General features: G+C 66.0%; 18 protein-coding genes. 4 read left to right on the top strand and 14 right to left on the bottom strand.

What is annotated here, in order from left to right:
• The first annotated feature begins 44 nt into the window (after window positions 1–44).
• Entirely contained in the window at window positions 45–2,399 is a 2,355-nt protein-coding gene (parC, locus tag ACQ4W4_RS06345; RefSeq protein ID WP_436541242.1) for a DNA topoisomerase IV subunit A, read from the top strand.
• A 188-nt stretch (window positions 2,400–2,587) separates the two neighbouring features.
• The gene (locus ACQ4W4_RS06350) at window positions 2,588–2,776 is read left to right on the top strand and encodes a response regulator transcription factor (RefSeq protein WP_436541243.1); all 189 of its coding nucleotides are present in this window, start codon (window positions 2,588–2,590) and stop codon (window positions 2,774–2,776) included.
• Here ACQ4W4_RS06350 and ACQ4W4_RS06355 read toward each other — a convergent pair.
• The 13 genes from ACQ4W4_RS06355 to ACQ4W4_RS06415 all read right to left on the bottom strand — a co-directional run bounded on the left by ACQ4W4_RS06355 (window position 2,767) and on the right by ACQ4W4_RS06415 (window position 20,544).
• Window positions 2,767–3,120, bottom strand: a complete 354-nt coding sequence (locus tag ACQ4W4_RS06355; protein WP_436541244.1) for a hypothetical protein — start codon at window positions 3,118–3,120, stop codon at window positions 2,767–2,769. The genes ACQ4W4_RS06350 and ACQ4W4_RS06355 overlap by 10 nt on opposite strands.
• A gap of 26 nt (window positions 3,121–3,146) precedes the next feature.
• Window positions 3,147–5,480: a DUF8189 domain-containing protein gene (locus ACQ4W4_RS06360; protein ID WP_436541245.1), complete on the bottom strand. Its 2,334-nt coding sequence runs from the start codon at window positions 5,478–5,480 to the stop codon at window positions 3,147–3,149.
• 164 nt (window positions 5,481–5,644) lie between these two features.
• Window positions 5,645–6,121 carry a hypothetical protein gene (locus tag ACQ4W4_RS06365; protein ID WP_070224288.1) on the bottom strand — a complete coding sequence of 159 codons (477 nt, stop codon included), beginning with the start codon at window positions 6,119–6,121 and terminating at the stop codon, window positions 5,645–5,647.
• A gap of 215 nt (window positions 6,122–6,336) precedes the next feature.
• A complete protein-coding gene (locus tag ACQ4W4_RS06370) occupies window positions 6,337–7,554 on the bottom strand; it encodes an acetate/propionate family kinase (protein WP_436541246.1) in 1,218 nt (405 codons plus the stop codon).
• Complete coding sequence (locus tag ACQ4W4_RS06375; RefSeq protein ID WP_436541247.1) at window positions 7,551–8,966, bottom strand: bifunctional enoyl-CoA hydratase/phosphate acetyltransferase; 1,416 nt, start codon at window positions 8,964–8,966, stop codon at window positions 7,551–7,553. Before ACQ4W4_RS06375 ends, ACQ4W4_RS06370 begins: the two co-directional genes overlap by 4 nt.
• Before the next feature lie 9 nt (window positions 8,967–8,975).
• Window positions 8,976–11,240, bottom strand: coding sequence for a DUF3141 domain-containing protein (locus ACQ4W4_RS06380; protein ID WP_436541248.1), 2,265 nt, complete (start codon window positions 11,238–11,240; stop codon window positions 8,976–8,978).
• 47 nt (window positions 11,241–11,287) lie between these two features.
• Window positions 11,288–12,412: an ABC transporter permease gene (locus ACQ4W4_RS06385; protein ID WP_436541249.1), complete on the bottom strand. Its 1,125-nt coding sequence runs from the start codon at window positions 12,410–12,412 to the stop codon at window positions 11,288–11,290.
• 1 nt (window position 12,413) lies between these two features.
• Window positions 12,414–15,161: a ribosome-associated ATPase/putative transporter RbbA gene (rbbA, locus tag ACQ4W4_RS06390; protein ID WP_436541250.1), complete on the bottom strand. Its 2,748-nt coding sequence runs from the start codon at window positions 15,159–15,161 to the stop codon at window positions 12,414–12,416.
• 2 nt (window positions 15,162–15,163) lie between these two features.
• Window positions 15,164–16,237: an HlyD family secretion protein gene (locus tag ACQ4W4_RS06395; RefSeq protein ID WP_436541251.1), complete on the bottom strand. Its 1,074-nt coding sequence runs from the start codon at window positions 16,235–16,237 to the stop codon at window positions 15,164–15,166.
• A gap of 18 nt (window positions 16,238–16,255) precedes the next feature.
• Window positions 16,256–17,695: an efflux transporter outer membrane subunit gene (locus tag ACQ4W4_RS06400; RefSeq protein WP_436541252.1), complete on the bottom strand. Its 1,440-nt coding sequence runs from the start codon at window positions 17,693–17,695 to the stop codon at window positions 16,256–16,258.
• A 10-nt stretch (window positions 17,696–17,705) separates the two neighbouring features.
• Entirely contained in the window at window positions 17,706–18,491 is a 786-nt protein-coding gene (gene fabI / locus ACQ4W4_RS06405; protein WP_436541253.1) for an enoyl-ACP reductase FabI, read from the bottom strand.
• A complete protein-coding gene (locus ACQ4W4_RS06410; protein ID WP_436541254.1) occupies window positions 18,488–18,673 on the bottom strand; it encodes a hypothetical protein in 186 nt (61 codons plus the stop codon). The genes fabI and ACQ4W4_RS06410 overlap by 4 nt, the downstream gene beginning before the upstream one ends.
• Window positions 18,674–19,101: 428 nt before the next feature.
• Window positions 19,102–20,544 (bottom strand): IgA Peptidase M64, encoded by a 1,443-nt coding sequence (locus ACQ4W4_RS06415; protein WP_436541255.1) that lies wholly within the window; start codon window positions 20,542–20,544, stop codon window positions 19,102–19,104.
• Between the two features lie 202 nt (window positions 20,545–20,746).
• Between ACQ4W4_RS06415 and ACQ4W4_RS06420 the strand changes: the two genes are divergently transcribed.
• Window positions 20,747–21,349 (top strand): TetR/AcrR family transcriptional regulator, encoded by a 603-nt coding sequence (locus ACQ4W4_RS06420; protein WP_436541256.1) that lies wholly within the window; start codon window positions 20,747–20,749, stop codon window positions 21,347–21,349.
• 8 nt (window positions 21,350–21,357) lie between these two features.
• Window positions 21,358–22,560 (top strand): DUF418 domain-containing protein, encoded by a 1,203-nt coding sequence (locus ACQ4W4_RS06425; protein WP_436541257.1) that lies wholly within the window; start codon window positions 21,358–21,360, stop codon window positions 22,558–22,560.
• On the opposite strand, the gene ACQ4W4_RS06430 is transcribed toward ACQ4W4_RS06425, so the two are convergent.
• The gene (locus tag ACQ4W4_RS06430) at window positions 22,551–23,804 is read right to left on the bottom strand and encodes a cyanophycinase (RefSeq protein WP_436541258.1); all 1,254 of its coding nucleotides are present in this window, start codon (window positions 23,802–23,804) and stop codon (window positions 22,551–22,553) included. The genes ACQ4W4_RS06425 and ACQ4W4_RS06430 overlap by 10 nt on opposite strands.
• Window positions 23,805–23,849: the final 45 nt, after the last annotated feature.

Genomic DNA, 23,849 nt, shown 5'->3' on the forward strand with positions numbered 1-23,849 from the left:
CCCCACGAATTCAACCGCAACCACTTAACATCGAAACAAGCGCCATGTCCACACAAACCAATTTATTTGACGATGCCCAGCCTGAGCCGATCGAGCCGGATGAACCGGTATTCGACGGCGAAGCGCTGACCCTGTCCACCTTTGCCGAGCGCGCCTATCTCGATTACGCCATCTCCGTCGTCAAGGGCCGCGCCCTGCCCGACGTGTGCGACGGCCAGAAGCCCGTGCAGCGCCGCATCCTGTATGCGATGAATGAGCTGGGCTTGAATTCCACGGCGAAGCCGCGCAAATCGGCGGCCGTGGTCGGCGACGTGCTCGGTAAGCTGCATCCGCACGGCGACCAGTCCGTGTACGACGCGCTGGTGCGCATGGCGCAGGATTTCTCTCTGCGCTACCCGCTGATCGATGGCCAGGGCAACTTCGGCTCGCGCGACGGCGACGGCGCGGCGGCCATGCGTTACACGGAAGCGCGTCTGACGCCGATCGCCAAGCTGCTGATGGATGAAATCGGCATGGGCACGGTGGACTTCCAGCCCAACTACGACGGTTCGACGGAAGAACCGAAGCTGCTGCCGGCCCGCCTGCCGATGGTGCTGCTCAATGGCGCCTCGGGCATCGCCGTGGGTCTGGCAACGGAAATCCCGTCGCACAACCTGACGGAAGTGGCCAAGGCGGCCGTCGCCATGATCCGCGATCCGAAGATCACGCACGCCGAACTGATGGCCATCATGCCCGGCCCGGACTTCCCCGGCGGCGGCCAGATCATCACGCCGCCCTCGCAAATTCAGGACATGTACGCGAGCGGCCGTGGCAGCATGAAGGTGCGCGCGCGCTGGAAGATCGAAGAGCTGGCGCGCGGCCAGTGGCAAGCCGTCGTGACGGAACTGCCGCCGGGCACCTCGTCGCAAAAGGTGCTGGAAGAAATCGAGGAGCTGACGAATCCGAAGATCAAGCTGGGCAAGAAGGCGCTGTCGCCGGACCAGGTGGCCCTGAAGGCGCTGATCCTCAATTCGCTCGACACCATCCGCGACGAATCGGGCCGCGCCGCGCCCGTGCGCCTCGTGTTCGAGCCGAAGTCGAAGAACCAGGACCAGACGGAATTCATGCTGATGCTGCTGGCGCACACCTCGCTGGAATCGTCGACCTCGATCAACCTGGTGATGATAGGCGGCGATGGCCGTCCGCGCCAGAAGGGCCTGGGCGACATCCTGCGCGAGTGGATCGATTTCCGCTTCGAGACCGTCACGCGCCGTACCGGCTACAAGCTGGGCAAGGTCAAGGACCGCATCCATATCCTGGAAGGGCGCGAAGCGATCCTGCTCAATATCGACAAGGTGATCCAGATCATCCGCAATTCGGATGAACCGAAGGCGGCCCTGATCGAGGCGTTCAAGCTGTCCGAGCGCCAGGCCGACGACATCCTGGAAATCCGTTTGCGCCAGCTGGCGCGCCTGGAAACGATCAAGATCCAGCAGGAACTGGCCGAGCTGCGCAAGGAAGAAAAATCCCTGCAAGACCTGCTCGACAACCCTGGCTCGATGAAGCGCGCCATCATCCGCGAGATCGAAGCGGACGCCAAGCAGTTCGGCGATGCGCGCCGCACCCTGATCGAGGAAGCGCAGAAAGCCGTGGCCGAACAGAAGGTGGTCGATGAACCGGTCACCGTCATCATTTCGGAAAAAGGCTGGGTGCGCGCGCGCACCGGCATCGGCCACGACGCGGCCCAGTTCACGTTCAAGGCGGGCGACAGCCTGCATGGCGCCTTCGAGTGCCGCACGGTCGACACTCTGCTGGGCTTTGGCAACAACGGCAAGATCTACTCGGTGCCCGTCTCGGCGCTGCCCAACGCGCGCGGCGACGGCGTGCCGATCACGACCTTGTGCGACCTGAGCGGCGGCACGCCCGGTAACGCCGTGCGCATCCTCCATTATTTTGCGGGCAATGGCGCCACCAACTTGCTGCTGGCGTCGAGCGCCGGTTACGGCTTCATCGCCAAGGCAGGCGACATGACGAGCCGTCTGAAAGGCGGCAAGGCCTTTATCACCCTCGACGACGGCGACGTGCCGCTCGAACCGAAAGTCATCCCCGAGGCGGCCAGCGCCCTGGCCTGCCTGACGGAAGGCGCGCGCCTGCTGGTATTCGGCCTCGATGAAATGAAAACCCTGTCCAAGGGCGGCACGGGCGTCAAGCTGATCGACCTCGATGCCAAGGACAAGCTGCTGGCCGTGCAGCCGATCACCCAGCGCGGCGTGGTGGTTTCGGGCATCGGCCGGGCCTCGAAACCGCAGGATGCCTCGCTGGGCGCCACGGCCCTGGCCGAACACTTCGGCAAGCGCGCCAAGAAGGGCAAGGCGCTGGCGGCCAAGCTGAAACCGGTGTCCATGGCGGCCATCGGTTAATCGCCACCCGGCCATACGAAAAGACAGGTTCGCCTGTCTTTTTTTCGCCCGTCGCCACGTAGGGGCGGCAGGCAAAAATAGTTTTACAGATACGCGCCGCGCTCCCGTTATCCCTGCAGGCATGCCATCGGCATGCCGCCCACGGACAGGAGAGCAAGGATGACAAACAACGTTTCAGGCAGGCTGCCATGCAGCGTCTGACCCCGGCCGAACGGCTGGTAGCGGCCATGGCGACCAAGGGATTGCCGTATAAAAGCATCGCCAGGGAGCTGGGCAAGTCGCCGGCCACCGTGCGCAACCAGCTGCATGCGATTTACCAGAAACTGGGCGTGGCCAACCGCACGGCGCTCGCCTGCAAGCTGCGGGATCATCCTTGATGCCGCGCCAGGCGCAGCACATCGGGCGTCGCTTCGACGATGTCGATTACGTCTTGCGCCCCGGCCGCATCGCCGAGCGCATAGCGGCCCATGCCCAGGGGCACCAGCTTGGCAACGGGGCCGGCGCGGGGACGGTCGTCGGGGCCGGGCGCCATCGACGTCAAGGTCGCCGCCCCTTGCGCCATGGCGCCAGCGGGCGCGCCGAATTCCAGCACCTTGCGCCCCTTGCGGCTGGGAGGAAAGGCGAAGGTGGCCGTGGGCCGGTACACCTCGATACCGTCCGCATCCTCCTCGAAGGAATGCGTCCAGCTGCCGCTGGGCAGTGCCGTTGTCATGCCGTGCATGCCGCCTCCCGTTGAACAGATTGTCATCAGAAACACGATACCACGCCGCCCAGGCTTTCATAGCCGCTCACGGAAGGCGACCAGGCGGTGCCGTTCCACGCCTTGTGGAACAGGGCGCCATTCGTGCCTGTGACAAACACGTCGAGACGGTTCGCCGCCCAGGCCGTGGCGCGCGGACGCGAGGTGCAGATGCCGCCCAGGTTTTCAAAGCCCGTCAGCGACGGACTCCAGGCAGATCCATTCCACGCCTTGTGGTACAGAGCGCTGTCCGTGCCGATGACGAAGACGTCGAGCCGGTTGGCCGCCCACGACACGGCTTCCACCTCGCCCACGCAGATGCCGCCCAGGCGTTCGAAGCCGTCGTTGGACGGCCCCCATTTCGTGCCATCCCACCACTTGTGGTACAGGGCGCCATCGGTGCCCGTGACGAAGACGTCGAGGCGGTTCGGCCCCCACGCCACCGCCTTCGGCGACGAGGTGCAGATGCCGCCCAGGCGCTCGTAGCCGGTCAGCGACGGTCCCCAGGCCGTGCCGTTCCACCACTTGTGGTACAGGGCCCGGTCCGTGCCGATGACGAAGACATCGAGGCGGTTCGGCCCCCACGCCACAGCTTCCGGCTGGCCCAGGCAGATGCCGCCCATGCCTTCGTACCCCGTCAGCGACGGCCCCCAGGCGGACCCGTTCCACCACTTGTGATACAGGGCCCGGTCCGTGCCGACGACAAACACGTCGAGACGGTTCGGCCCCCAGGCCACGGCGCGCGGGTCGCCCACGCACAAGCCGCCCATCGCTTCATAGCCGGTCAGGGACGGTCCCCACGCCGTGCCGTTCCACCATTTGTGGAACAAGCCGCTGTCGGTGCCCGTGACGAATACGTCGAGCCGGTTCGGCGCCCACGACACGACCTGCGGCGCACTGGTGCAGATGCCGCCCTGGCCTTCATAGCCGGTGACGGACGGCGCCCAGGCCGTGCCGTTCCAGGCCTTGTGGTACAGCGCGCGGTCCGTGCCCAGCACGAAGACGTCGAGGCGGTTCGCGCCCCAGGCCACGACGGGAGAGGAGCTCTGGCGCGGCGTGGCGCCCGTGCCGCCCGTCCCCGTACCGATGCTGGCGCGCGGACCATCGAGACAAGCCTGCATGCGCGCCACCTGGCCCGCCGTGAACATGAACATGGCGGGATCGTCGACATAGTCCATGTAATTCATGAACATGTCGCCATTCGGCCCATTGCTGCAGGAAATGTGGGGGAACGAGGGCTGGCCCGTGTTCGGCCCGCCCTGGTTCGGCGTGTCGGCCACGTTGTCCGTGCCCGAGCAGCCGGTGCCGTCGTCGCCCCAGATATGGTTCAGGTTCAGCCAATGGCCGATTTCATGCGTGGCCGTGCGTCCCAGGTGGAACGGCGGCGCCGCCGTGCCCGTCGTGCCGAAGGCCGATTGCAGGATCACCACGCCGTCGGTGGCGGCCGGGCCGCCGGGAAACTGCGCGTAGCCGAGCAGGCCGCCGCCCAGCTGGCATACCCAGATATTCAGATAGGTATCGGCCGGCCAGGCATTCATGCCGCCCGTCGCCTGCGACTTGACGGCATCGTCCGCGCCAAACGAGGCCACCGTCGTCTGGCGCCGCTCGATGCCGCTGGTGGCCGCGCCGTTCGGATCGATGGTGGCCAGCGCGAACTCCACGCGCGCATCGGCCGTCAGCGGCAGGAACGGCGCCGGCGTGCTGTTGACATCGGGATTGACGCGCCGGAAGTCACGGTTCAGCACGTCGATCTGGCTGGCGATCTGCGCATCCGAAATATTCTGCGCGGCCGTATTCCACACCACGTGCACGACCACCGGTATCTGCGTCACGCCGGAACGTCCGGCGCCGCTGCCGGCGCCCTCGTACATGCCAGCCTGGTTTTCAATATCGGCGCGGATATTTGCATACGACGGGTCTTCGGTCAGCAGGCGGCGATGCACGTCCATCGTGGCGCAGGTGCGCACCTGCGGCGTGCCGCCGCCCTGCCCGCCGCCGCCACCTCCCATGCCGCCCCCGCCGCCCCCGCTGTCGCGGTCGCCCCCCATGCCGCCGCCATCGCCCACGTGCATGCAGCTGGCGCCGGCCATGCCCTGCGACGCCTGCTGCATGCCGCCGCCCGGCATGTCGCCGCCATTCGTCGCGGCCGCGCCCTGCGAGAGCGCCGCCTGGTCTGCGTACGACATGCCCAGGCGCGACCCGGACATGGCATCGTCGCTGCTTGCCCCGCCAGCGTCGGCCTGTATGTCGCCCTCGACCGGCATCGCCTGCATGGACTGCATCGCCGGCGCGCCTTCCGCCGAACCGGTGGCCGGTGATTTTTTCGTTTTAGCGGTGCTCATGATGTCTCCTTCATCTGTTGGCCAGATCACTATGGCACGGCGACAGGAGGAGCATTTGCGCCAGATCAAGACTGGCAAGCGGTGCCCGGGAAAAGTGGCGGACGAAAAAAAAGACAGCCGAAGCTGTCTTTTTGGCTTGCGGGCCGTGGCCCGCAAACGGGGAATTACTTGGCGGCGGCGGCCTTGACTTCGGCGTCGGCCTTGGCCTTGGCTTCTTCCGTCTTGGTGGCGGCAAGGGCCTTGTCGGCATTCGCTTCCACTTTTTCCTTGGCGACCTTGGCGTTCGCTTTTACGGCAGCCTTGGTGGCTTTCGCATCGGCCTTGGCATCGGTCTTGTCGGCCTTGGCTTCCGCTTTCAGCTTGTCTTCCGCATCGGCGTTGACGACTTTGTCATGGGCCTTGGCTTTGGTCTTGTTCGCCTTGTGATGGGCGTCAGCTTTCTTTTCGTCAGCCTTCATTTCGGCCTTGGCGACATTGGCGTCAGCCTTGGCATCGACCTTGGCTTCCGAAGCGGCAGCCTTGTTGACGTCTTTTTGCGCGGAAGCCTGGGCTTTCACGACAGCTTCCGTGGCCGGCGCGGTTTGAGCGAAGGCGGCGGTAGCAAACAGGGTAGCGATCAGTGCGGCGAGTAATTTGTTCATGATGAGACCTTTCAATATGGTTTAATTTTATTCTTACTAAAGGCGGGCAAAATGTTCAAAATTTGCCAGGCATCGCGCTGTTTCTTGATGTAGCGCAATGGCATGACTTCATAGTAAAGATAACTGGCAAACCACACAGTGCGGTAGCGCACTCAACGAGAAATATGTGCAAATCGGCAAATTTCCCATCGAGCGCGGCCCTACGCTTCAGATCCTCATGCGCCCACGGCCAGGGCCGCGTGGCGCGCCGCCACCCACTCTTCATTGGCCGGCTCCACGCCCACCACGATGCGGCTGGCATCGGTGGAAATACGGCTGGCGTTGCGCGCATTGGCCTGCGCATCGAGCACGGGGCCGAGGAAACCGAGCTCGGCGCAGATGCGCTGGCGCAGTTCGGCGCTGTGTTCGCCGATACCGGCCGTAAACACCAGCATGTCCAGTCCGCCCAGCACGGCCGTCAGAGCGCCGATCTCGCGCACGATGCGGCGGATATATAAAGCCAGCGCGGCGCGGATGCGCTCGCCCGTGGCATCCTGCCGGTCCTGCTGCGCCAGCAAGACCGGCGGGTCGGCCGACACGCCCGACACGCCCAGCAAGCCCGACTCGTGGTACAGCACATGCGCCACTTTTTCCAGCGACAGCTTTTCGATTTCCATCAGGTAGATCACGGCGCCCGGATCGAGCGAACCGCAGCGCGTGCCCATCATCAGGCCGTCGAGCGCGGAAAATCCCATGGTGGTGGCCACGCTGTGCAAATTCTCCATGGCGCACAGGCTGGCGCCGCTGCCCAGGTGGGCGACTATGACCTTGCCGCGCGCGACAGCGCCAAAACGCCGCTCCAGCACCAGCGACTGGTATTCGTACGACAGGCCGTGGAAACCATAGCGGCGCAAGCCCCGCTCCCACGCATCGTAAGGCAGGGCCAGCATCTGCTCGACCTGCGGCACCGTGTGGTGGAAGGCCGTGTCGAAGCACGCCACCTGGGCGATGTCGGGGCGCGATTCGAGCAGCACCTCGATCGCTTCCAGCGCGAACGGCTGGTGCAGGGGTGCCAGCGGCACATAGCTTTTCAGGTCGGCCAGCACGGCAAAATCGATGCGCACGGGGGCGAAATACTTGCTGCCGCCATGCACCACACGGTGCGCCACGGCGCGCAGCGGACGCCCGGCCAGCTGCGCCACCACTTGCGCGCGGATGTATTCGAGCGCCGCATGATGCGGCTGCTCCGGGTCCAGCTGCAAGACCACCGCCGGCAGGCCGCCGGCGCGGTAGGTGGCGTTTTCGCGGCCGATGCCTTCGACCTTGCCGCTCCATTGCGCCTGCTGCGGCAGCACGCCGTCCGCCTGCTCGAACAGGGCGAACTTGATGCTCGACGAACCGCAATTGAGCACCAGGATCAGGGTGCCGTCGGCGTGGGGGATTTGCGCGTTCATGGCGGCGTGCTCCGGTAATGGTTGGCCAGCATCACGGCGATGGCGCACGAGGCGATGCGGCTGGCGCGCGAATCGGCGCGGCTGGTGAGGATGACGGGGATCTTCGCGCCCAGCACGATGCCGGCGCTGTCCGCGTCGCCCATGTATTCAAGCTGCTTGGCCAGCATGTTGCCGCTTTCCAGGTCGGGCACCAGCAAGATGTCGGCGCGGCCCGCCACCTCGGAGACGATGCCCTTGACGGTGGCCGCGGCAATCGACACGGCGTTATCAAAAGCCAGCGGGCCGTCGAGGATCGCCCCCGTGATCTGGCCACGGTCGGCCATCTTGCACAGGGCGGCCGCGTCCAGGGTGGCGGGCATGTCCGCGTTCACCGTTTCCACGGCGGCCAGGATGGCCACGCGCGGCATGGCCACGCCGATCACGTGGGCCAGGTCGATGGCGTTGCGCACGATGTCGGCCTTCATGGCCAGGTTCGGCGCGATATTGATGGCCGCGTCGGTGATGATGAAGGGGCGCGGATAGGCGGGCGTCTGCATCAGGAAGCAATGGCTGATGCGGCGCTTGGTGCGCAAGCCGGCGCTGGCCGACAGCACGGCCGACATCAGTTCATCCGTGTGCAGGCTGCCCTTCATCAGCGCCTCGACTTCGCCCTTGCCCGCCAGTTCGGCGCCGCGCGCGGCGGCCGCATGGCTATGCTCGACGTCCTCGATGGCGATGCCGGCCAGGCTCAGGCCAGCTTCCAGCGCCACCGCTTCCAGACGCGCGCGCGGCGCCACCAGCACGGGCGTGATCAGGCCGGCCGCATGCGCGTCGAGCGCGCCCGACAGGCTCAGTTCATCGCAGGGGTGGATCACGGCGACCCGGATCGGCCCCAGCGTGCGCGCATGCTCGAGCAGGCGCCGCGTGCCGTCGCCGTTATGCAGGCGCACTTCGGGCAGGGTGGCGCGCGTCCGTTCGATCTGCTCGGCCGGCGCGATCACCTGCGCCTCGCCGTCAAGCACCACGGCGCCATGCTGGTTGACGCAGCGGCAGGCCAGGGTCACGTGGCGGTTGCGCGGTTCAAGCGCCGTGACGGTGACGCTGATGGCCAAGGTATCGCCCACGCGCACCGGTTGCAAAAAGCGCAGGGTCTGCCCCGTGTAGACGGTGCCGGCGCCGGGCAGGCGCGTGCCCAGCACGGCGGAAATGAGGGCCGCGCCCCACATGCCGTGGGCGATCACGCCCTGGTAGCGGGTGGCGGCGGCAAATTCCGTATCGAGGTGCTGCGGGTTGTCATCGCCCGACATCACCGCGAACAGGGCGATATCGTCCATGCTCAGGGTGCGCGTGATGCTGGCAGTGTCGCCGATGGCGATCTGGTCGAAGGTGCGGTTACGCACGATATTCAGATCATCGTCTTGGGTAGTAGTCATCGTGGTCTTCTAGGCAGAGGTAATGTGTTTGGCCGGTTTGGCTTTGGGTCCGGCATGGGATGCGCGCGCGTCCGGCGGCAGCGCCTTCGCTTGCGCCTTGACCGCGCGGTCGAAGACGCCCAGCATCTGCTGCAGGCTCGCTTCCTCGTCCGGCGTCGGTGCCTCCGGCACTTGCAGCACTTGCTGCAGCCATTCGGCCAGTGCGCCGATGTCGTCCGGATCGGCGCGCGACAGCAAGACCGGCAAGGCGGCGATGGCCGCATCGAAATCATGCAGCATCAGGCGCGCCTGCTGGCGCACGATGCCGCGGAACTCCTCCATGCTGACCTCCTGACGGTATTGCGGCTTGATCAATTTGAGGGCCAGGTTGACCCTGCGCTCGTCGGCGATCATGCGGAAGCGGTAGATGTAGAACAGCGCCCGCACGGCCGCTTCCACCAGGCCACCGCGCTGCATGTCCTCGTCCATCTTGCGCGTTTCGCAGCGCACGTATTCGCAGTGCTCGGGCGAAATGCCGGGATGGGGGCGCGGCGGCGCGGCATCGCCGATGGCCTGTCCCGTCAGCGCCTGCACCAGGGGCGAGCCGTACACCAGGTCGAATGTGGTTTCCTGCAGCATGTCGCGCCAGTCGCGCCAGCCGTTCAAACCGGCCGTGATGGCGCCGGAGACGGCTTCCTGCATGGCCAGCAGCGGATTGTCGGGCGATACCGGCTGGCGATGGGCGCGCACTTTTTCCGCCTCCTTGGCCACCAGCCTGGCCAGCGGATTGTGGTCGGTCCAGCGCTCGTACGACACGCGCAGCGGATGCGCAAGCTGCAGGAAGCGCGCCGACTGCGGCGTGACCATGGCGCGCACCAACGGCTGCGCGAACGTGCGGTACAAGGCCAGGTTCACCTCGGATACGCGCGCGGCGGCGGCGAACTTGCGGTCGTTTTCCACGCTGGGCTGCACGATGGCGCGCACGTCCTCGATGCCGCGGTGTTCGACCTGCAGCACATAGTCGCCGCTGGCCAGGTCGGCGTTCGGCGTGTCGGGCGTCTTGTCGACGATCCTCGCTTCATAGATACCGGCCGGCAGCAGGTTGATCAGGTCGATATTGCTGGCGAATTTCTGGTGTTCCTTGTGCCCCACCTTGGCCGAGACGAAGATGCCCAGGTGGCCGATGCTGTCATGCACGGCGTAGACGATGGTCTGGTCGTGCATCAGCACGTCGTTATCGTCGCGGTACAGGTCCGTGATCCAGCCCAGCGCCTGCGGCGGCGGCGTGATGTTGTCGCCATTCGAGCAGAACACGACGATGGGCGAACGGATATTGCGCAAGTCCAGGCGCACGCCGTCGGAGGTGATCAGTTCCGCCGTGGCCAGGCGGTTGCCGATGAACAGATTGTCGACGATGTACTGCATCTCGACATCGTTGAGGAAGACGTGGCCGCCCCAGTATTTTTCAAATTCCAGGTAGCGCGGCGCTTCCGTGTCGATGTTCGCGTACAGGTTGTACTGCTTGCTCCACAGGGTATTGGCCGGGTTGAGCTTTTCGAAATTCTGCACCAGGCTGGCGCCGTCGAAACGGCCGTTGCCCAGGTCACCGGCCAGCGCCGTGGCCCAGCTGCCGCCCATCAGGCCGCCCGCGTAGCGCATGGGGTTGCGGCCATGCCAGCCGGCCCAGTAGGACACGGGCGCGCCGGCCACGATGATGGGGCCGAACAGCTCCGGGCGCATGGCCGCCGTCATGAGGATTTGCCAGCCCGCCTGGCAATTGCCGATGACGACGGGCTTGCCCTCGCTGAGCGGATGCAGGGCGATGACTTGCTCCAGGAAGGCCGCCTCGGCGTGCATCACGTCTTCCACCGTCTGTCCCGGCACGGGATCGGGCAGGAAGCCGATGAAGTAGCACGGGTGGCCGGCGCGCAGGGCCACGCCGATCTCGCTCTCGGCCTTGAAGCCGCCGATGCCGGGACCGTGGCCGGCGCGCGGATCGACCACGACGAATGGCCGCTTCGATGGATCGGGTTCGGGCGCATCGGGCGTCAAAATGCGCGCCAGGCCATAGTTGACGGGGCGCGCCAGCTCCAGGCCGGACATCACCAGTTCGGCGGGGAAGTCCAGCACGTTCGGCACTTCCTCGGCCAGGTGCTCCTGGTACTGGTTGCCGCGCCGGCGCATCACGTCCGCGTACAGCACGATGCGCTGCCACGAGTCGCGCGCATAATCGCCCAGCATGCCCAGCGACGGCACGCCGCCGGTGGTGAAAAATGGTGCAGCTTCGGTTGTCATGGCTATCCTTTTCATGCAAAAAACGCCGGACCATTCCGGCGCGGGGACTACGCCATCTGGCTGATGGTCTTGCGAAAGCGCGCCAGCGCGAAGGTAAACAGGGCCGTGCCGATGGCCAGCAAGGCCAGGAACGGTTTCCACACCACGTCGATGCCGGCGCCCCGGTACAGAATCGCCTGGCTCAATTCGACGAAATGCGTGGTCGGGGCGATCAGCATGATGTTCTGCACCAGCTCGGGCATGCTCTCGCGCGGCGTGCTGCCGCCCGACAGCATCTGCAGCGGCAGCAGCACGAGGATCAGGAGCATGCCGAACTGCGGCATGCTGCGCGCCACGGTGGCGAGAAAAATGCCCATCGAGGTGGTGGCGAACAGGTGCAGGGCCGCGCCGCACAGGAACAGCGCGATCGAGCCTTCGATGGGCACGTGCAGCATGCCGCGCACCACCAGGTTCAGCGACAGGGCGGCGGCCAGCAGCACCACCAGGCCCATCGACCAGACCTTGCCCAGCATGATCTCGGCCGGCGTCACGGGCATCACCAGCAAATGCTCGATGGTGCCGTGTTCGCGTTCGCGGATCAGGGCCGCGCCCGTCAGGATGATCGACAGCATCGTCACCTGGTTGATGAGCTCCATCAGCGAGCCAAACCACGCCTGGCTCAGCGAGGGATTGAAGCGCGCGCGCATCACCAGTTCCACGGGCGAGACGGTCGTGCCCCGGTAGCGTTTGGCGAATTCGGAGATTTCACCGGCGACGATCTGCTGGATGTAGCCGCTGCCGCTGAAGGCCTGGCTCATGCGCGTGGCGTCGACGTTCAGCTGCAATTCCGCCTGGCGCCCGCCCAGCACGTCGGCCTGCAGCTTGGGCGGAATCGTCAGCACGAAGGTGTACCGGCCCGCATCGAGGCCCGCATCGACCTGACTCTGGTTGATCATGGCCGGCGGCGTGAACTGGGGCGGGAAGAAGGCCGAGGCGATGCGCCCGGACAGCGGCGAGCCATCCTCGTCGACGATGGCGATCGACGCCATGTGCAAGGTTTCCGGCTTGGCCGTGGCGGCCACGTAGATGGCCAAAGTGAATGTGTAGAGAATCAGGATCAGCATCATCGGATCGCGGATCAGGCTCCAGATTTCCTTCACGCCCAGGCGGTAGATGTTTTCAAGGTGGCGCATATCAGCTCTCCTGTTTCTTCAGCAGCGCCACCGTCACGCCGAGGATCACGGGAATGGCGACGAGCAGGGGCCAGAACGAGGCGTGCAGGTCGCCGAAGCCCAGCGCCTTGTTGAACACGCCGCGGCTGATATTGAGCATGTGCGTGGCCGGGTACATCAGGCCGATGGCCTTGCCCACGCCTTCCATCGACGAGACGGGATTGAGCAGGCCGGAAAACTGGATGGCCGGGATCATGGTGCCGATCATGGTCACGAACAGGGCGGCGATCTGGCTGCGCGTAAACGTCGAGGCGAACAGGCCGATGCCCGTGGCACAGATATTGAAGATGAAGGTGGCGCCGATCAGGGTCGGCAGGCTGCCCTTGATCGGCACGCCGAAGGCGGTGACTGCCAGCAGGGCCATGAGGACGAAGTTGAACATGGCCAGCACGACGTACGGAACCTGCTTGCCGAGCAAGAATTCCAGGCGCGTGACGGGCGTCACGTACAGGTTGATGATGGAACCGAGTTCCTTTTCGCGCACCACCGACAGCGCCGCCAGCATGGCCGGCAGCATCAGCAGCAGCAAGGGAATCACGGCCGGCACCATGGCGGGCAGGCTTTTCACGTCCGGGTTGTAGCGGTAGCGCGTCTGGATGGCGACGGGATTGCTCATCGTGATGCCGTAGCGGTGCAGGGCCTGGTCGGCCAGCCACAGCTGATGCATGCCCTGCACGTAGCCCTGCACGGTTTCGGCGCGCATCGGCATGGCGCCGTCGATCCACGCGCCCACCTGCGCCGGCGCGCCGCGCTGCACGTCGCGCGCAAAGCCGGGCGGAATCTCGATGGCCAGAGACAGTTCGCCGCTGCGCATGCGCTTGTCGATATCGGCATAGTCGCGCAGCGGCGGGCGCTCGACGAAATAGCGCGAGCCGGCCAGGTTGTTCGTGTAATTCTGGCTCAGAGTGGTCTGGTCGTGGTCGAGCACCGCATAGCTCAAGTCTTCGACGTCCAGGCTGATGCCGAAGCCGATGACGAACAGCAGCAGCACGGAGCCGCCCAGCGCCAGGGTCAGGCGCACGGGGTCGCGGCGCAATTCCAGGGTTTCGCGCCACATGTAGCTGAGCATGCGGCCCAGGCTGAAACGGCTGCGCCGGTGCGGCGGCGCTGGTGCTTGCACTGCCGCGTCCTGCGCGGGTGCCGGCGTCTCCTGCACTGCCGCCGGCGCCGTGCCGCCGCCCGCCTCTTCCAGGTAGGCGATGAAGGCCGCTTCCAGCGATGGCGCGCCCTTCTTGCGCACCAGTTCGGCCGGCGCATCGCTGACCAGCACTTTACCCGCATGCATCAGCGAGATGCGGTCGCAGCGCTCGGCCTCGTTCATGAAGTGGGTGGAAATGAAGATGGTGACGCGGTCGCGCCGCGCCAGCTCGATCATCAGGCGCCAGAAATTGTCGCGCGCGATGGGGTCGACGCCGGACGTCGGCTCGTCGAGGATCAGCATTTCCGGCTTGTGCACCATGGCCACGGCCAGCGAGAGGCGCTGGCGTATGCCCAGCGGCAGGCTGTCGGGCAGGTCGTCCATCACGGCGCGCAAGTCGAAGCGCTGCGCCATTTCGTCGATCCTCGCCGGGATCTCGCCCTCCGGCACGTGAAACAGGCGCGCGTGCAGCACCAGGTTCTGGCGTACCGTCAGTTCGCTGTACAGGGAAAACGCCTGCGACATGTAGCCGACCCTGCGGCGCGTGTCGATGTCGTTGGAATCGACTTCCTTGCCGAACAGCCAGGCCTTGCCTTCCGTGGCCGGCAGCAAGCCCGTGAGCATCTTCATGGTGGTCGACTTGCCGCAGCCGTTCGAGCCGAGAAAGCCGAAGATCTCGCCGCGGCCGATGCGGAAATTCACATGATCGACGGCGGTAAAATCGCCGAAGCGCATGGTCAGGTCTTTGGCCTCGATGGCGACGTCCTGCGCGCTGGCGGCGTCCAGCGGGGTGATCAGGACAGGCTGGTGGCCGGCGCGCTTGGCTTCGGGCAGCAGCTTGATGAAGGCCGCTTCCAGATTGCCGCTATCGGTGCGCGCCAGCAGTTCGGCCGGCGTGCCCGTATCGAGCACCTTGCCGTCATCCATGGCCACTAACCAATCGAAGCGCTGCGCCTCGTCCATGTAGGCGGTGGCCACCATCACGCTCATTTGCGGACGCTGCACGCGGATGCCGGCGATCAGGTCCCAGAACTGGGCGCGCGCCAGCGGATCGACGCCGGTGGTCGGCTCATCGAGAATGAGCAGGTCGGGATCGTGGATCAGCGCGCAGCACAGGCCCAGCTTCTGCTTCATGCCGCCCGACAGCTTGCCCGCCGGGCGCGCGAGGAACGGTTGCAAACCCGTGCTGCGGGTCAGCTGGTCGATGCGGCGGCGGCGCTCGGCCGCGTCGTGGCCGAACAGGCGCGCGAAAAACTGCAGGTTTTCCTCGACAGATAAAGTCGGATACAGATTCTTGCCCAGGCCTTGCGGCATGTAGGCGATGCGCGGGCAGACGTCGTCGCGGTGGCGCGCATCGCGCATGTCGCCGCCCAGCGCCATCACGCTGCCCTGCTGCACGGCGCGTGCGCCGGCCACCAGCGACAGCAGGCTCGATTTGCCCACGCCATCGGGGCCGATCAGCCCCACCATGCGGCCGGCCGGCACGTCGAGGTCGATGCCGTCGAGCGCCACCGTCTTGCCGTAATGCTGGCTGACGCCCTTGATGCTGACGACAAAGGAAGTCACGTCCATGGTCACTGCGGAACCTTCGCCGTCAGTTCAGCGGGCCATGGCTGCTTCGCATCGAGGCGCACCCAGGCCACACCCGGCAAACCCACTTTGACCAGGGCCAGGTGCTTTTGCAGCAGCTCGCGGCTGATCTGCGCCTTCACGCGGAACATCAGCTTCTGGCGCTCGCTGGCCGTTTCCACCGTCTTCGGCGTGAACTGCGCGCTGGCGGCGACAAACGAAATCGTCGCGGGAATCACGTAATTGGGCGCCGCGTCGAGGATGAGGCGCACCTCGCCGCCCATCGCCACCTTGCCTGCCGCCGTCTCGGGCAGGAAGAAGGTCATGTAGACGTCCGACAGGTCGACCAGGTTGAGCACCTTGCCGCCGCCGGCCAGCACTTCGCCTTGCTGCGCCACCAGGTATTGCACGCGGCCGTCGCGCGGCGCCGTCAGCTGGCCATCGGCCAGGTCGGAATCGATGCGCGCCGTGGTCGCCTCGGCGGCGACGACGGCGGAACGCGAACCGACCACCTGCGCTTTTGCCGCATCGATGGCCGCCTGCGCCGCCGTCACCTGCGCCTTGGCCGCATTCAGGGCGGCGGCGACGCTGCGCACGCGGGCACGGTCGTCGTCGAGTTCCTGCACCGAGGAAGCGCCTTCCTTCGACAAGGTTTCGGAACGGGCCAGGCGGCGCTTGGCCGCATCGAGTTCGCTTTCGCGCTGCGCCACCATGGCCAGCGCGGCCGCCTTGTCGCTTTCGCGCACGGCCACTTGCGCCTGCGCGCCGACCACGGCGTCGGAGGCCTGCTGCTGGCGCGCGCGCGCCTCATCGCGCTGGGCCGTCAGCGAGTCGACCTGCATGGTGGCCAGCGGCTGGCCCGCCTTGACGAAGTCGCCCTCACGCACGAGGATCTCCTTGACCCGGCCGGCCAGCTTGGTGGCGACGTCGACTTCCGTCGCTTCGATGCGGCCATTGCCGCTGACAAAACCTTCGCCAGGGCCCGTGGGGAGCATTTTTTGCCAGGCCACGTAGCCCAGCACGAGAACGGCCACGACGAGCGCCGCGGGGATGAGTTTTTTCTTCAGTTGTGGAGTCATGGTATCGGGGCGATCAAATTAGTGGGTGGAAGCGGCGGCAGAGGCGGCGGGCGCGCCGCCGCCCAGGGCCGCATACAGGCTGACCTGGCTCGCGAGCAGCGCGCGGCGCGTCTGCACCAGCTGCTGCTCGACCGTCAGCAGGTCGCGCTGCGCATCGAGCACTTCCAGATAGGGCGCGGCGCCATTGTCGTAGCGCAGCTTGGCCAGGCGCGCGCGTTCGCTCTGCGCGGCCAGCGTGGTCTTGCCGATATCGACCTGCAGCGCCAGCCAGCGCCGGTTCGACAGCGCGTCGGCCACTTCGCGGAAAGCGCCCTGCACGCTCTTTTCATAATTGGCCACGGCCACGTCGCGGCGCACCTCGGCCAGGTCCATATTGGCGCGGATGCGGCCCGCGTCAAAGATCGGCAGCACCAGGCGCGGCGCGAAATTCCAGGCCCCGCTGCCCGAGTCGAACAAGCCGCTCAACTCCGCGCTGGCCGTGCCATAACCCGCCGTCAGCGAAATGGTGGGGAAGAAGGCGGCGCGCGCGGCGCCGATATTGGCTTGCGCGGCGCGCAGCTGGTGCTCGGCGGCGATCAGGTCGGGACGCTGCGTGAGCAAGGCCGAAGGCAGGCCCGCATGCAGCGGCTGCAGCACGCTGGCGTCGTCGAAGCGGCGCGTGTCTGGCGTCAGGTCGACGGGGCCGCCCACCAGCTGGGCCAGCGCATGCGCCTGTACGGCGCGCGCCTGCTCCAGCTGCGCCGACAGCGACAGGGCCTGGCTGAGCAGGGTTTCCACCTGCGTCAGGTCCAGCTTGGAAATCGACCCCACCTCGAAGCGGCGCGTGAAGATGCGCAGCGATTCGGCGCGGCTGTCGACCGTGGCGCGCGCCAGTTCCACCCGCTCGTCGAGTTCGCGCAAGCCCAGGTAGCCATTGGCCACCTGCGCCACCAGGGCCACGCCGACGGCGCGGCGCGCCTCGTCGCTGGCCAGCAGGGTTTGCAGCGCGCTGTCCTTCAGGCTGCGCACCCTGCCCCAGAAATCGAGTTCCCAGGCGCTCACGTTCAAGCCCGCCTGGTACTGCGCGCTCGTCATGGGGCGGCCCGTCACGCTCAGGTCACCCGGCACGCGCGCGCGGCTGCCGGAGGCGCCCAGCGCGATGGTGGGAAACTGCTCCGCGCGCTGGATGCCATACGCGGCGCGCGCCTCTTCCACGCGCAGCGCGGCGATGCGGATGTCGCGGTTGCCGGCCAGCGCCTGCGCAATCAGCGCCTGCAGGCGCGGGTCGGCAAAGTAGGCTTGCCAGGCGACGTCGGGCGCCTGCACGCCGGCCGGATCGGTTTCCGGATACTGCGCCGCCACGGGCAACGGCGGCGGCGCATACGGGGGCGCCAGCGAGGCGCAACCGGCCAGCAGCAGGCTGGCGGCGAAGGCCGCCATCCTGGCGCGGTAGGGCAAAGCAGAAACAGCCATGGTCATCTTCTTCCAGTCAATTCAGAATGTTGTAGCCGCCATCGACGTACAGGGTGCCGCCCGTGATGGCGCGCGCGCCGTCGCCGGCGAGGAAGGCGCACAGCGCGCCCACGTCCTCGATGGTGGCCAGGCGGCGCATGGGCGAGCGTTCGATGGCGTCGGCCATCAGGCGGTCGAAATGGGCGATGCCGGAAGCGGCCCGCGTCTCCAGTGGACCCGGCGAGATGGCGTTGACGCGGATGCCTTGCGGCCCCAGTTCGGCGGCCAGGTAGCGCACCGACGCTTCCAGCGCCGCCTTCACGGGGCCCATCAGGCCGTAGTCGGCGATGACTTCCTCGGCGCCCAGATAACTCATGGTCATCAAGCTGCCGCCGTCCCGCATCAGGGGTTCGGCCAGCTTCGCCATGCGCATGAAGGAGTGGCAGGAGATATCCATCGCCTGCGCAAAACCGTCGGCCGAACTGTCCGTCACGCGGCCATGCAAGTCGTGTTTCGGCGCGTACGCGATGGAATGGACGACGAAATCGATGGCGCCCCACTGCCGTTCGATCTGCGCGAACAGCGCTTCGAGCTGGCCCGGCACGGCCACGTCGAGCGGCGCCATGATGGCCGCCTGCACTTGCTGCGCCAGCGGCTCCACGTGCGCTCTGGCCTTGTCATTGAGCCAGGTCACGGCCAGTTCGGCGCCGGCTGCGTGCAGCGCGCTGGCGCAGCCCCACGCGATGCTTTGCGCATTGGCGATGCCTACCACCAGGCCCCGCTTGCCCTGCAAGGGCAAGTGCGGGCGCAAGTCGGCCGTCATGCCTGGACTGGACGCAGGGCGGGCCACGGCGTGGCCGCCTGCACGCAGCGCACCGCGCCGGCGCGGACGGCGGCCGCGCTCATGGCCAGGGTCACGCCGCCGGCGCGCGCATACGGCAAGGCAATCGGTGTGCGGGGATGGAGGGTACTGCACGCGTCAGGCGCGGGGGTCTGCATCTTCATGGATCGGCTTCCGTCACTGAAATTCGAGGCCGGCACCAGTGCATTCTCGGGGAACTGGTACAGGGCAAAAATTACTCTACAGCATTTAGATACGTGATTCGCGATGAGTCCGGTCCGCATGCTTATCGTTTTGAGCTAGGTCAACTATAAGTGCGATTGCGGCAATGCAACATTGATATAAATCAAATTCTACATCAATATTATTTAAATGAACTAATTGACAAGCAATCGAATCGCGGTGCTTATTTGATAATATCACCGGGCTGGCGCACAAAAAAGCGGCCGTGTAAAAGTGAGGGGAGATTGCCTGAAAAACAATCGGCGTGGCGCCGTGGCGCGCGGCACAAGGCGGGGCACGGTAAAACGGTGGGCCATGCTATTGCGATGCAACATGGCCCGCCATGCTTACTCCAACGACATGTACGGCATTATGTTCCCGGCGCCGGGGCGGGACGCGAATACAGGTCGATGATGGTGCTGATGCCATCCTGGCATACGGAACAGAACGTCTCGCTGCGGTCGAACATGATGCACTGCATCTCGGGCCGGTAGTAGCCGGACGACTCATAGTTCGCGCCTTCGAAGGCGCCCACCGCATGGCGCTGCGGCGCCTTCGAGAACAGCTGCTGCGTGTATGCCAGGTCGGCCTTGAACAAATCGCTCATCTCGCTTTCCGGGCGGTTGGCCGCGCGCAGGGCGGCGCGCTGCTTCTGGTATTCGCGCGCATGGCTGTCGTACGCTTGCTTCGGCCAGGGCGTCGGCAGCGGCGTACTCGTCTTGACGTGACTCTTCCATTTCAGTTTGGACGGATCGCGCAGCGCCGTGGCGTTCGGCTCCCACGGCTCCTGGCGTTCGCCGTTCGACTGGTAGGCCACGGGCGAGGTGTAGTACTCGTCGGCCAGGCCGGCGAAATGGTGGCCGAATTCATGCACGAACAGGTAATTGGCCCAGTCGTTGTTCGCCGCCGCCGTGCTGAACTGGCCAAAGATGCCGCCGCCGCCGTAGGTATCGTTATTGACGAGGATTTCGATGAACTCATACGGCGCGTATTGCGCCAGGTCGCGCAGTGCGCGGTTGTCCGTCGTCAGCACATAGCGCTCGCTGCCGAAGATGTCGTAGCGCGTGCCCAAGGGCGAAGCGTGATGCACGCCCGTCGATGGGCGCGACACGCCCGATTCCTGCGTCGGCGCGGCCATGGCCCACACGTTGAAGTCCTTGGCCCGCTCGCGAAATGGCGACACCGTAAACAGGTGCTCGGCCAATTTCCGCGCCGTCGCTTCGAACTTGCCCATTTCGGCCGCCGTGTAGCCATCGCCCATGATCAGGAGGTCGACCTTCCCGGACGAGGGGCCTTCGACACGGATCGGGATCGGCTTGACGGGCGCCGGCGGCTGCTTGCGGATCACGTCCTGCGCGGCAGGGTCGACATCGGTGCTCCACACGATGGAAAACAAGCCGCGCTCGTCGCGCTTGAGGATGCGTATTCGCACGGGGTGCTCGGGCTGCGGGAAGCGCACGGACTCCTGGAAGGCGCGCGTGGTGGTCTTCGCTTCGTCGGTGCTGGCCCACTCGCCGAAGATGGTGGAAAAGCCGCGCGAGTACAGCACCTTGCCCGACTTGATGTCGACCACTTCTAGCAGATTGTTGCCACGGTTGCTGTCATCGATGGGGCGCGCCGGGTTACCCGGCCAAGGCAGCGGCTCGACCAGCACGCGCTCGACCGCATAATGTTCGCCCAGCGCATTGCCGCTGTGCTGGTAATCGAGGCGCATGGTGGCCGGCAGCGGGGCATTATCGGCCTGCGCAGCGGGAACGGTGCCGGCGGCCAGCGCCAGCGCGCAAAGGAAGGATCGAATCGGAGTCTGTTGCATCTCATTCCTGACACGGTAGAAAAACGGGTAAAAGAAACGGTTTTCCGAACAAACAGCGGCGCCAGCGGCGGGCATGGAAAAATCCGGTGCGGCACATTGTAGCGACAGGAATGAGGCCTGCAAAGCGCCCAGCTTGACCAGGCAAGGCGATCGGTTTATATTAGATTGACTAGTCGATTAATTAAAAGGACAGCAAACCGCCATGCGCACCATCGATCCCGGAAAACACGCGGCCCGCCGCGACGCCATTCTCGCCGCCGCGCGCAGCTGCTTCGCGCGCAAGGGCTTTCACCAGACCAGCACCGCCGCCATCTGCGCGCAAGCGGGCATGAGTCCCGGCAACCTGTTTCACTACTTCCCCTCCAAGCAAGCCATCATCGCCGCCATCGTCGACCAGGAAGGCAGCGAGACGGCCGCCTATTTCGCCGGCGTGCAAGGCAGCGCCGATGCGTACGGCGCCCTGCTCGACTTCATGGACCTGGTGCTGGCGCTGGCGGCCGACGCGAACTTTGCGGGACTGGCGCTGGACATTGCCGCCGAGGCGATGCGCGACACGGACATCGCGGCCAGGGTGGCGCGCAACGACGCCGGCCTGCGCCGAGGCCTGCAAACCTTGCTGGCAGAGGCGGCGGCGGCGGGCCAGATCGACGCCGCGCTGGACGCCGCGCAAACGGCCGGCTGGATCGCCGCGCTGATCGACGGCATCTTCAACCGGGTCGCCGTCGATCCCGATTACGCGCCGCTGGCGCAGCGCGCCGGTTTGCACCTGTTGCTAGCGCGCTTCCTGCGCCCGGCCCTGGCATGAGCGCCGCCATGACAACCCGGCCCACGCGCATCGCCGACGTCGACGCCCTGCGCGGCTGCGCGCTGTTCGGCATTTTGGTCGTCAATATCGGCGCCTTCGCCACGCCCTGGTTCGGCCTGGGCTTGACCGATCCCGCCTTTCACGGCGGCGTGGACCGCGCCACGCACTTTCTCGTCGCCCTGCTGTTCGAAACCAAGTTCTACCTGCTGTTTTCCTTCCTTTTCGGCTACAGCTTCACCTTGCAGATGCAGGCGGCCGCGCGCGCCGATGCGCCATTCGTGCCGCGCATGCTGCGCCGGCAGGCTGGCCTGTGGCTGATCGGCGCCCTGCATGCGGTGTTCCTGTTTCATGGCGACATACTCACCACCTACGCCGTGCTGGGCATCGTGCTGCTGGCGCTGCACCGCTGCGGCGAGCGGCCCGCCCTGACCCTGGCCTGTCTCCTCGTCGTCGCCTGCGTGGCATTCTGGACCGGCATGGCATGGCTGCAAAGCCTGCAGCCGGCGGGCGACGCGGCGGACAACGCCGTGGCGATGGCGCAAAAGGCGGCAAGCGCGCTGGCCGCCTACCGCGCAACGCCGGCCGCCGTGATTACCCAGCACCTGCGTGAACTGAGCGAGATCTGGATCGTCCTGCTGCTGGTGCAGGCGCCGTGCGCGCTGGCCATGTTCCTGTGCGGCCTGGCCGCCGGCAAGCGCGAAATGCTGCTGCACGCGGCCGACTATCTGCCGCTGCGCCGCCGCCTGCTGTGGGCCGGCGCGCTGGCAGGCCTGCCCGGCGCCGCCGTCTATGCCTGGACCTCGGTGTATGGGGAGAGCCAGGCATGGCAAGTGGCGGGACTGGCCGCGGGCCTGGCAAGCGCGCCGCTGCTGGCGGGCGCCTACCTGGCGCTGGCGCTGGCCCTGTTCGAACGCCTGCGCGACGGCATGCTGTTTGCGCTGCTGGCCGACACGGGCCGCATGGCCCTGTCGAACTACCTGCTGCAGTCGGCCGTCTGCGCCTGGCTGTTCCTCGCGTATGGCGCGCGCTTGATGGGCAGCGTCTCGCCGCCGGGTGCACTGGCGCTGGCCGTCATCATCTTCAGCCTGCAGCTGCCGTTGAGCCGCTGGTGGCTGCGCGGCCATGCGTATGGCCCCGTCGAGTGGCTGCTGCGGGCCCTGACGATCGCCGCGTGGCCGCGCTGGCGGCGCACCGGCGCAAGCTACTTGTAGCGGTACAGCGGCTGGCGCAGCTGGATCGGGCGGATGTCGAGGCGCAGCTTAAGCACCGAATACGCTTCCGCCTCGGTCGAGCTGTAGCCGACGCTGTTGACCGTTTTACTGAAGCGGAACTCGAAGCCCAGGTCCGGGTACGGGTCGCGCGGGTTGCCGAAGGCGATGCCGATGGCTTCCTGCTGCGCGTTGTCGATCAGGTTGCCCATCAGGTCGAGCACGGCGTTGTTGCCGAGGATATCGTTGGTAAACACGGGTTCGCGCATGTCGGGCTGGTTCGGATCGAGCTTGTTGTCGGCCTTGTCCGGCGAGGGCGTAAACACGCGCGTGACGAGATTGAATTTGTCGCCCCGGTCCAGATAGCTGATGGCCGCATTACTGATATTGAAATTTTTCACGCCGCGGTCGCTGATGGCGCCCGACAGGTCGATCAGCAGGGCGCCGCTGTAGCCGATCACTTCCACGTCGCGCATGGCGTCGACCACCATGGCGCTGTTTTCATCGATGCCCAGTCCCAGGTGATAGCCTTTTTTCAGCATCACGGGAATCATGCGCGCAAAACGCCCGCGCACCAGCAGATGCTGGTCGACGAAGACGTCGCTGCCGATGAAGCCCAGTCCGGGCGCGATCTCGCGGCCATCCGTGACGCCCATCTTGAGCATGTCGAGCACGGGTTTGGCGTCGTAGAACATGGTCGTGCTCATGATGGCGGCGCCGGCGCTGGAACCTGCGATCACGCCGCCGTTGCGGTAGACCGACCAGATGGCTTCCAGTGCGGCCGTGCGGCTGCCGTCCGGGCGCAGCAAGGCTTGCGTGATGCGCCCCTGGTCGCCGCCGGCAAAATAGATGCCGGTGGCCGACTTGATCTGCGTGACGATGGCCGGATCTTCGGCCGCCTTGCGGTAATCGCGATTGGCCAGCTTGACGGCCAGCGGCACGAAAAAGGCGTCCGCGCCATATTGATTGAGCTTCTTGATGATGCTTTCACCCGATTTTTCCGGGTTCATCGCGGCCGAGGCCAGCACGGCGATACGCGCGCCTGGACCGCCCGACAACTTGACGATGCGCTGCCAGACTTCGGCATTGTCAGCGCGCAGGCCGCCGCCGATGATGACGAGCGTGCCCTGCGGCGCGCTGCCGATGGCGCTGCCGCCGGGCGCCGCCACGGCATGGAAGCTGCACAATGCCAGCACGAACAGCAGCGCGGCGCAAAGAGTGTGATACCGGCTTGAGAATGATTTCATGATGCCTTTCAAATACAAGGAAAGGGGCGCGCACTTGGTGATCCC

Source organism: Janthinobacterium glycogeni (genome assembly GCF_051380725.1).
In the GTDB taxonomy this organism is placed as follows: domain Bacteria; phylum Pseudomonadota; class Gammaproteobacteria; order Burkholderiales; family Burkholderiaceae_D; genus Janthinobacterium.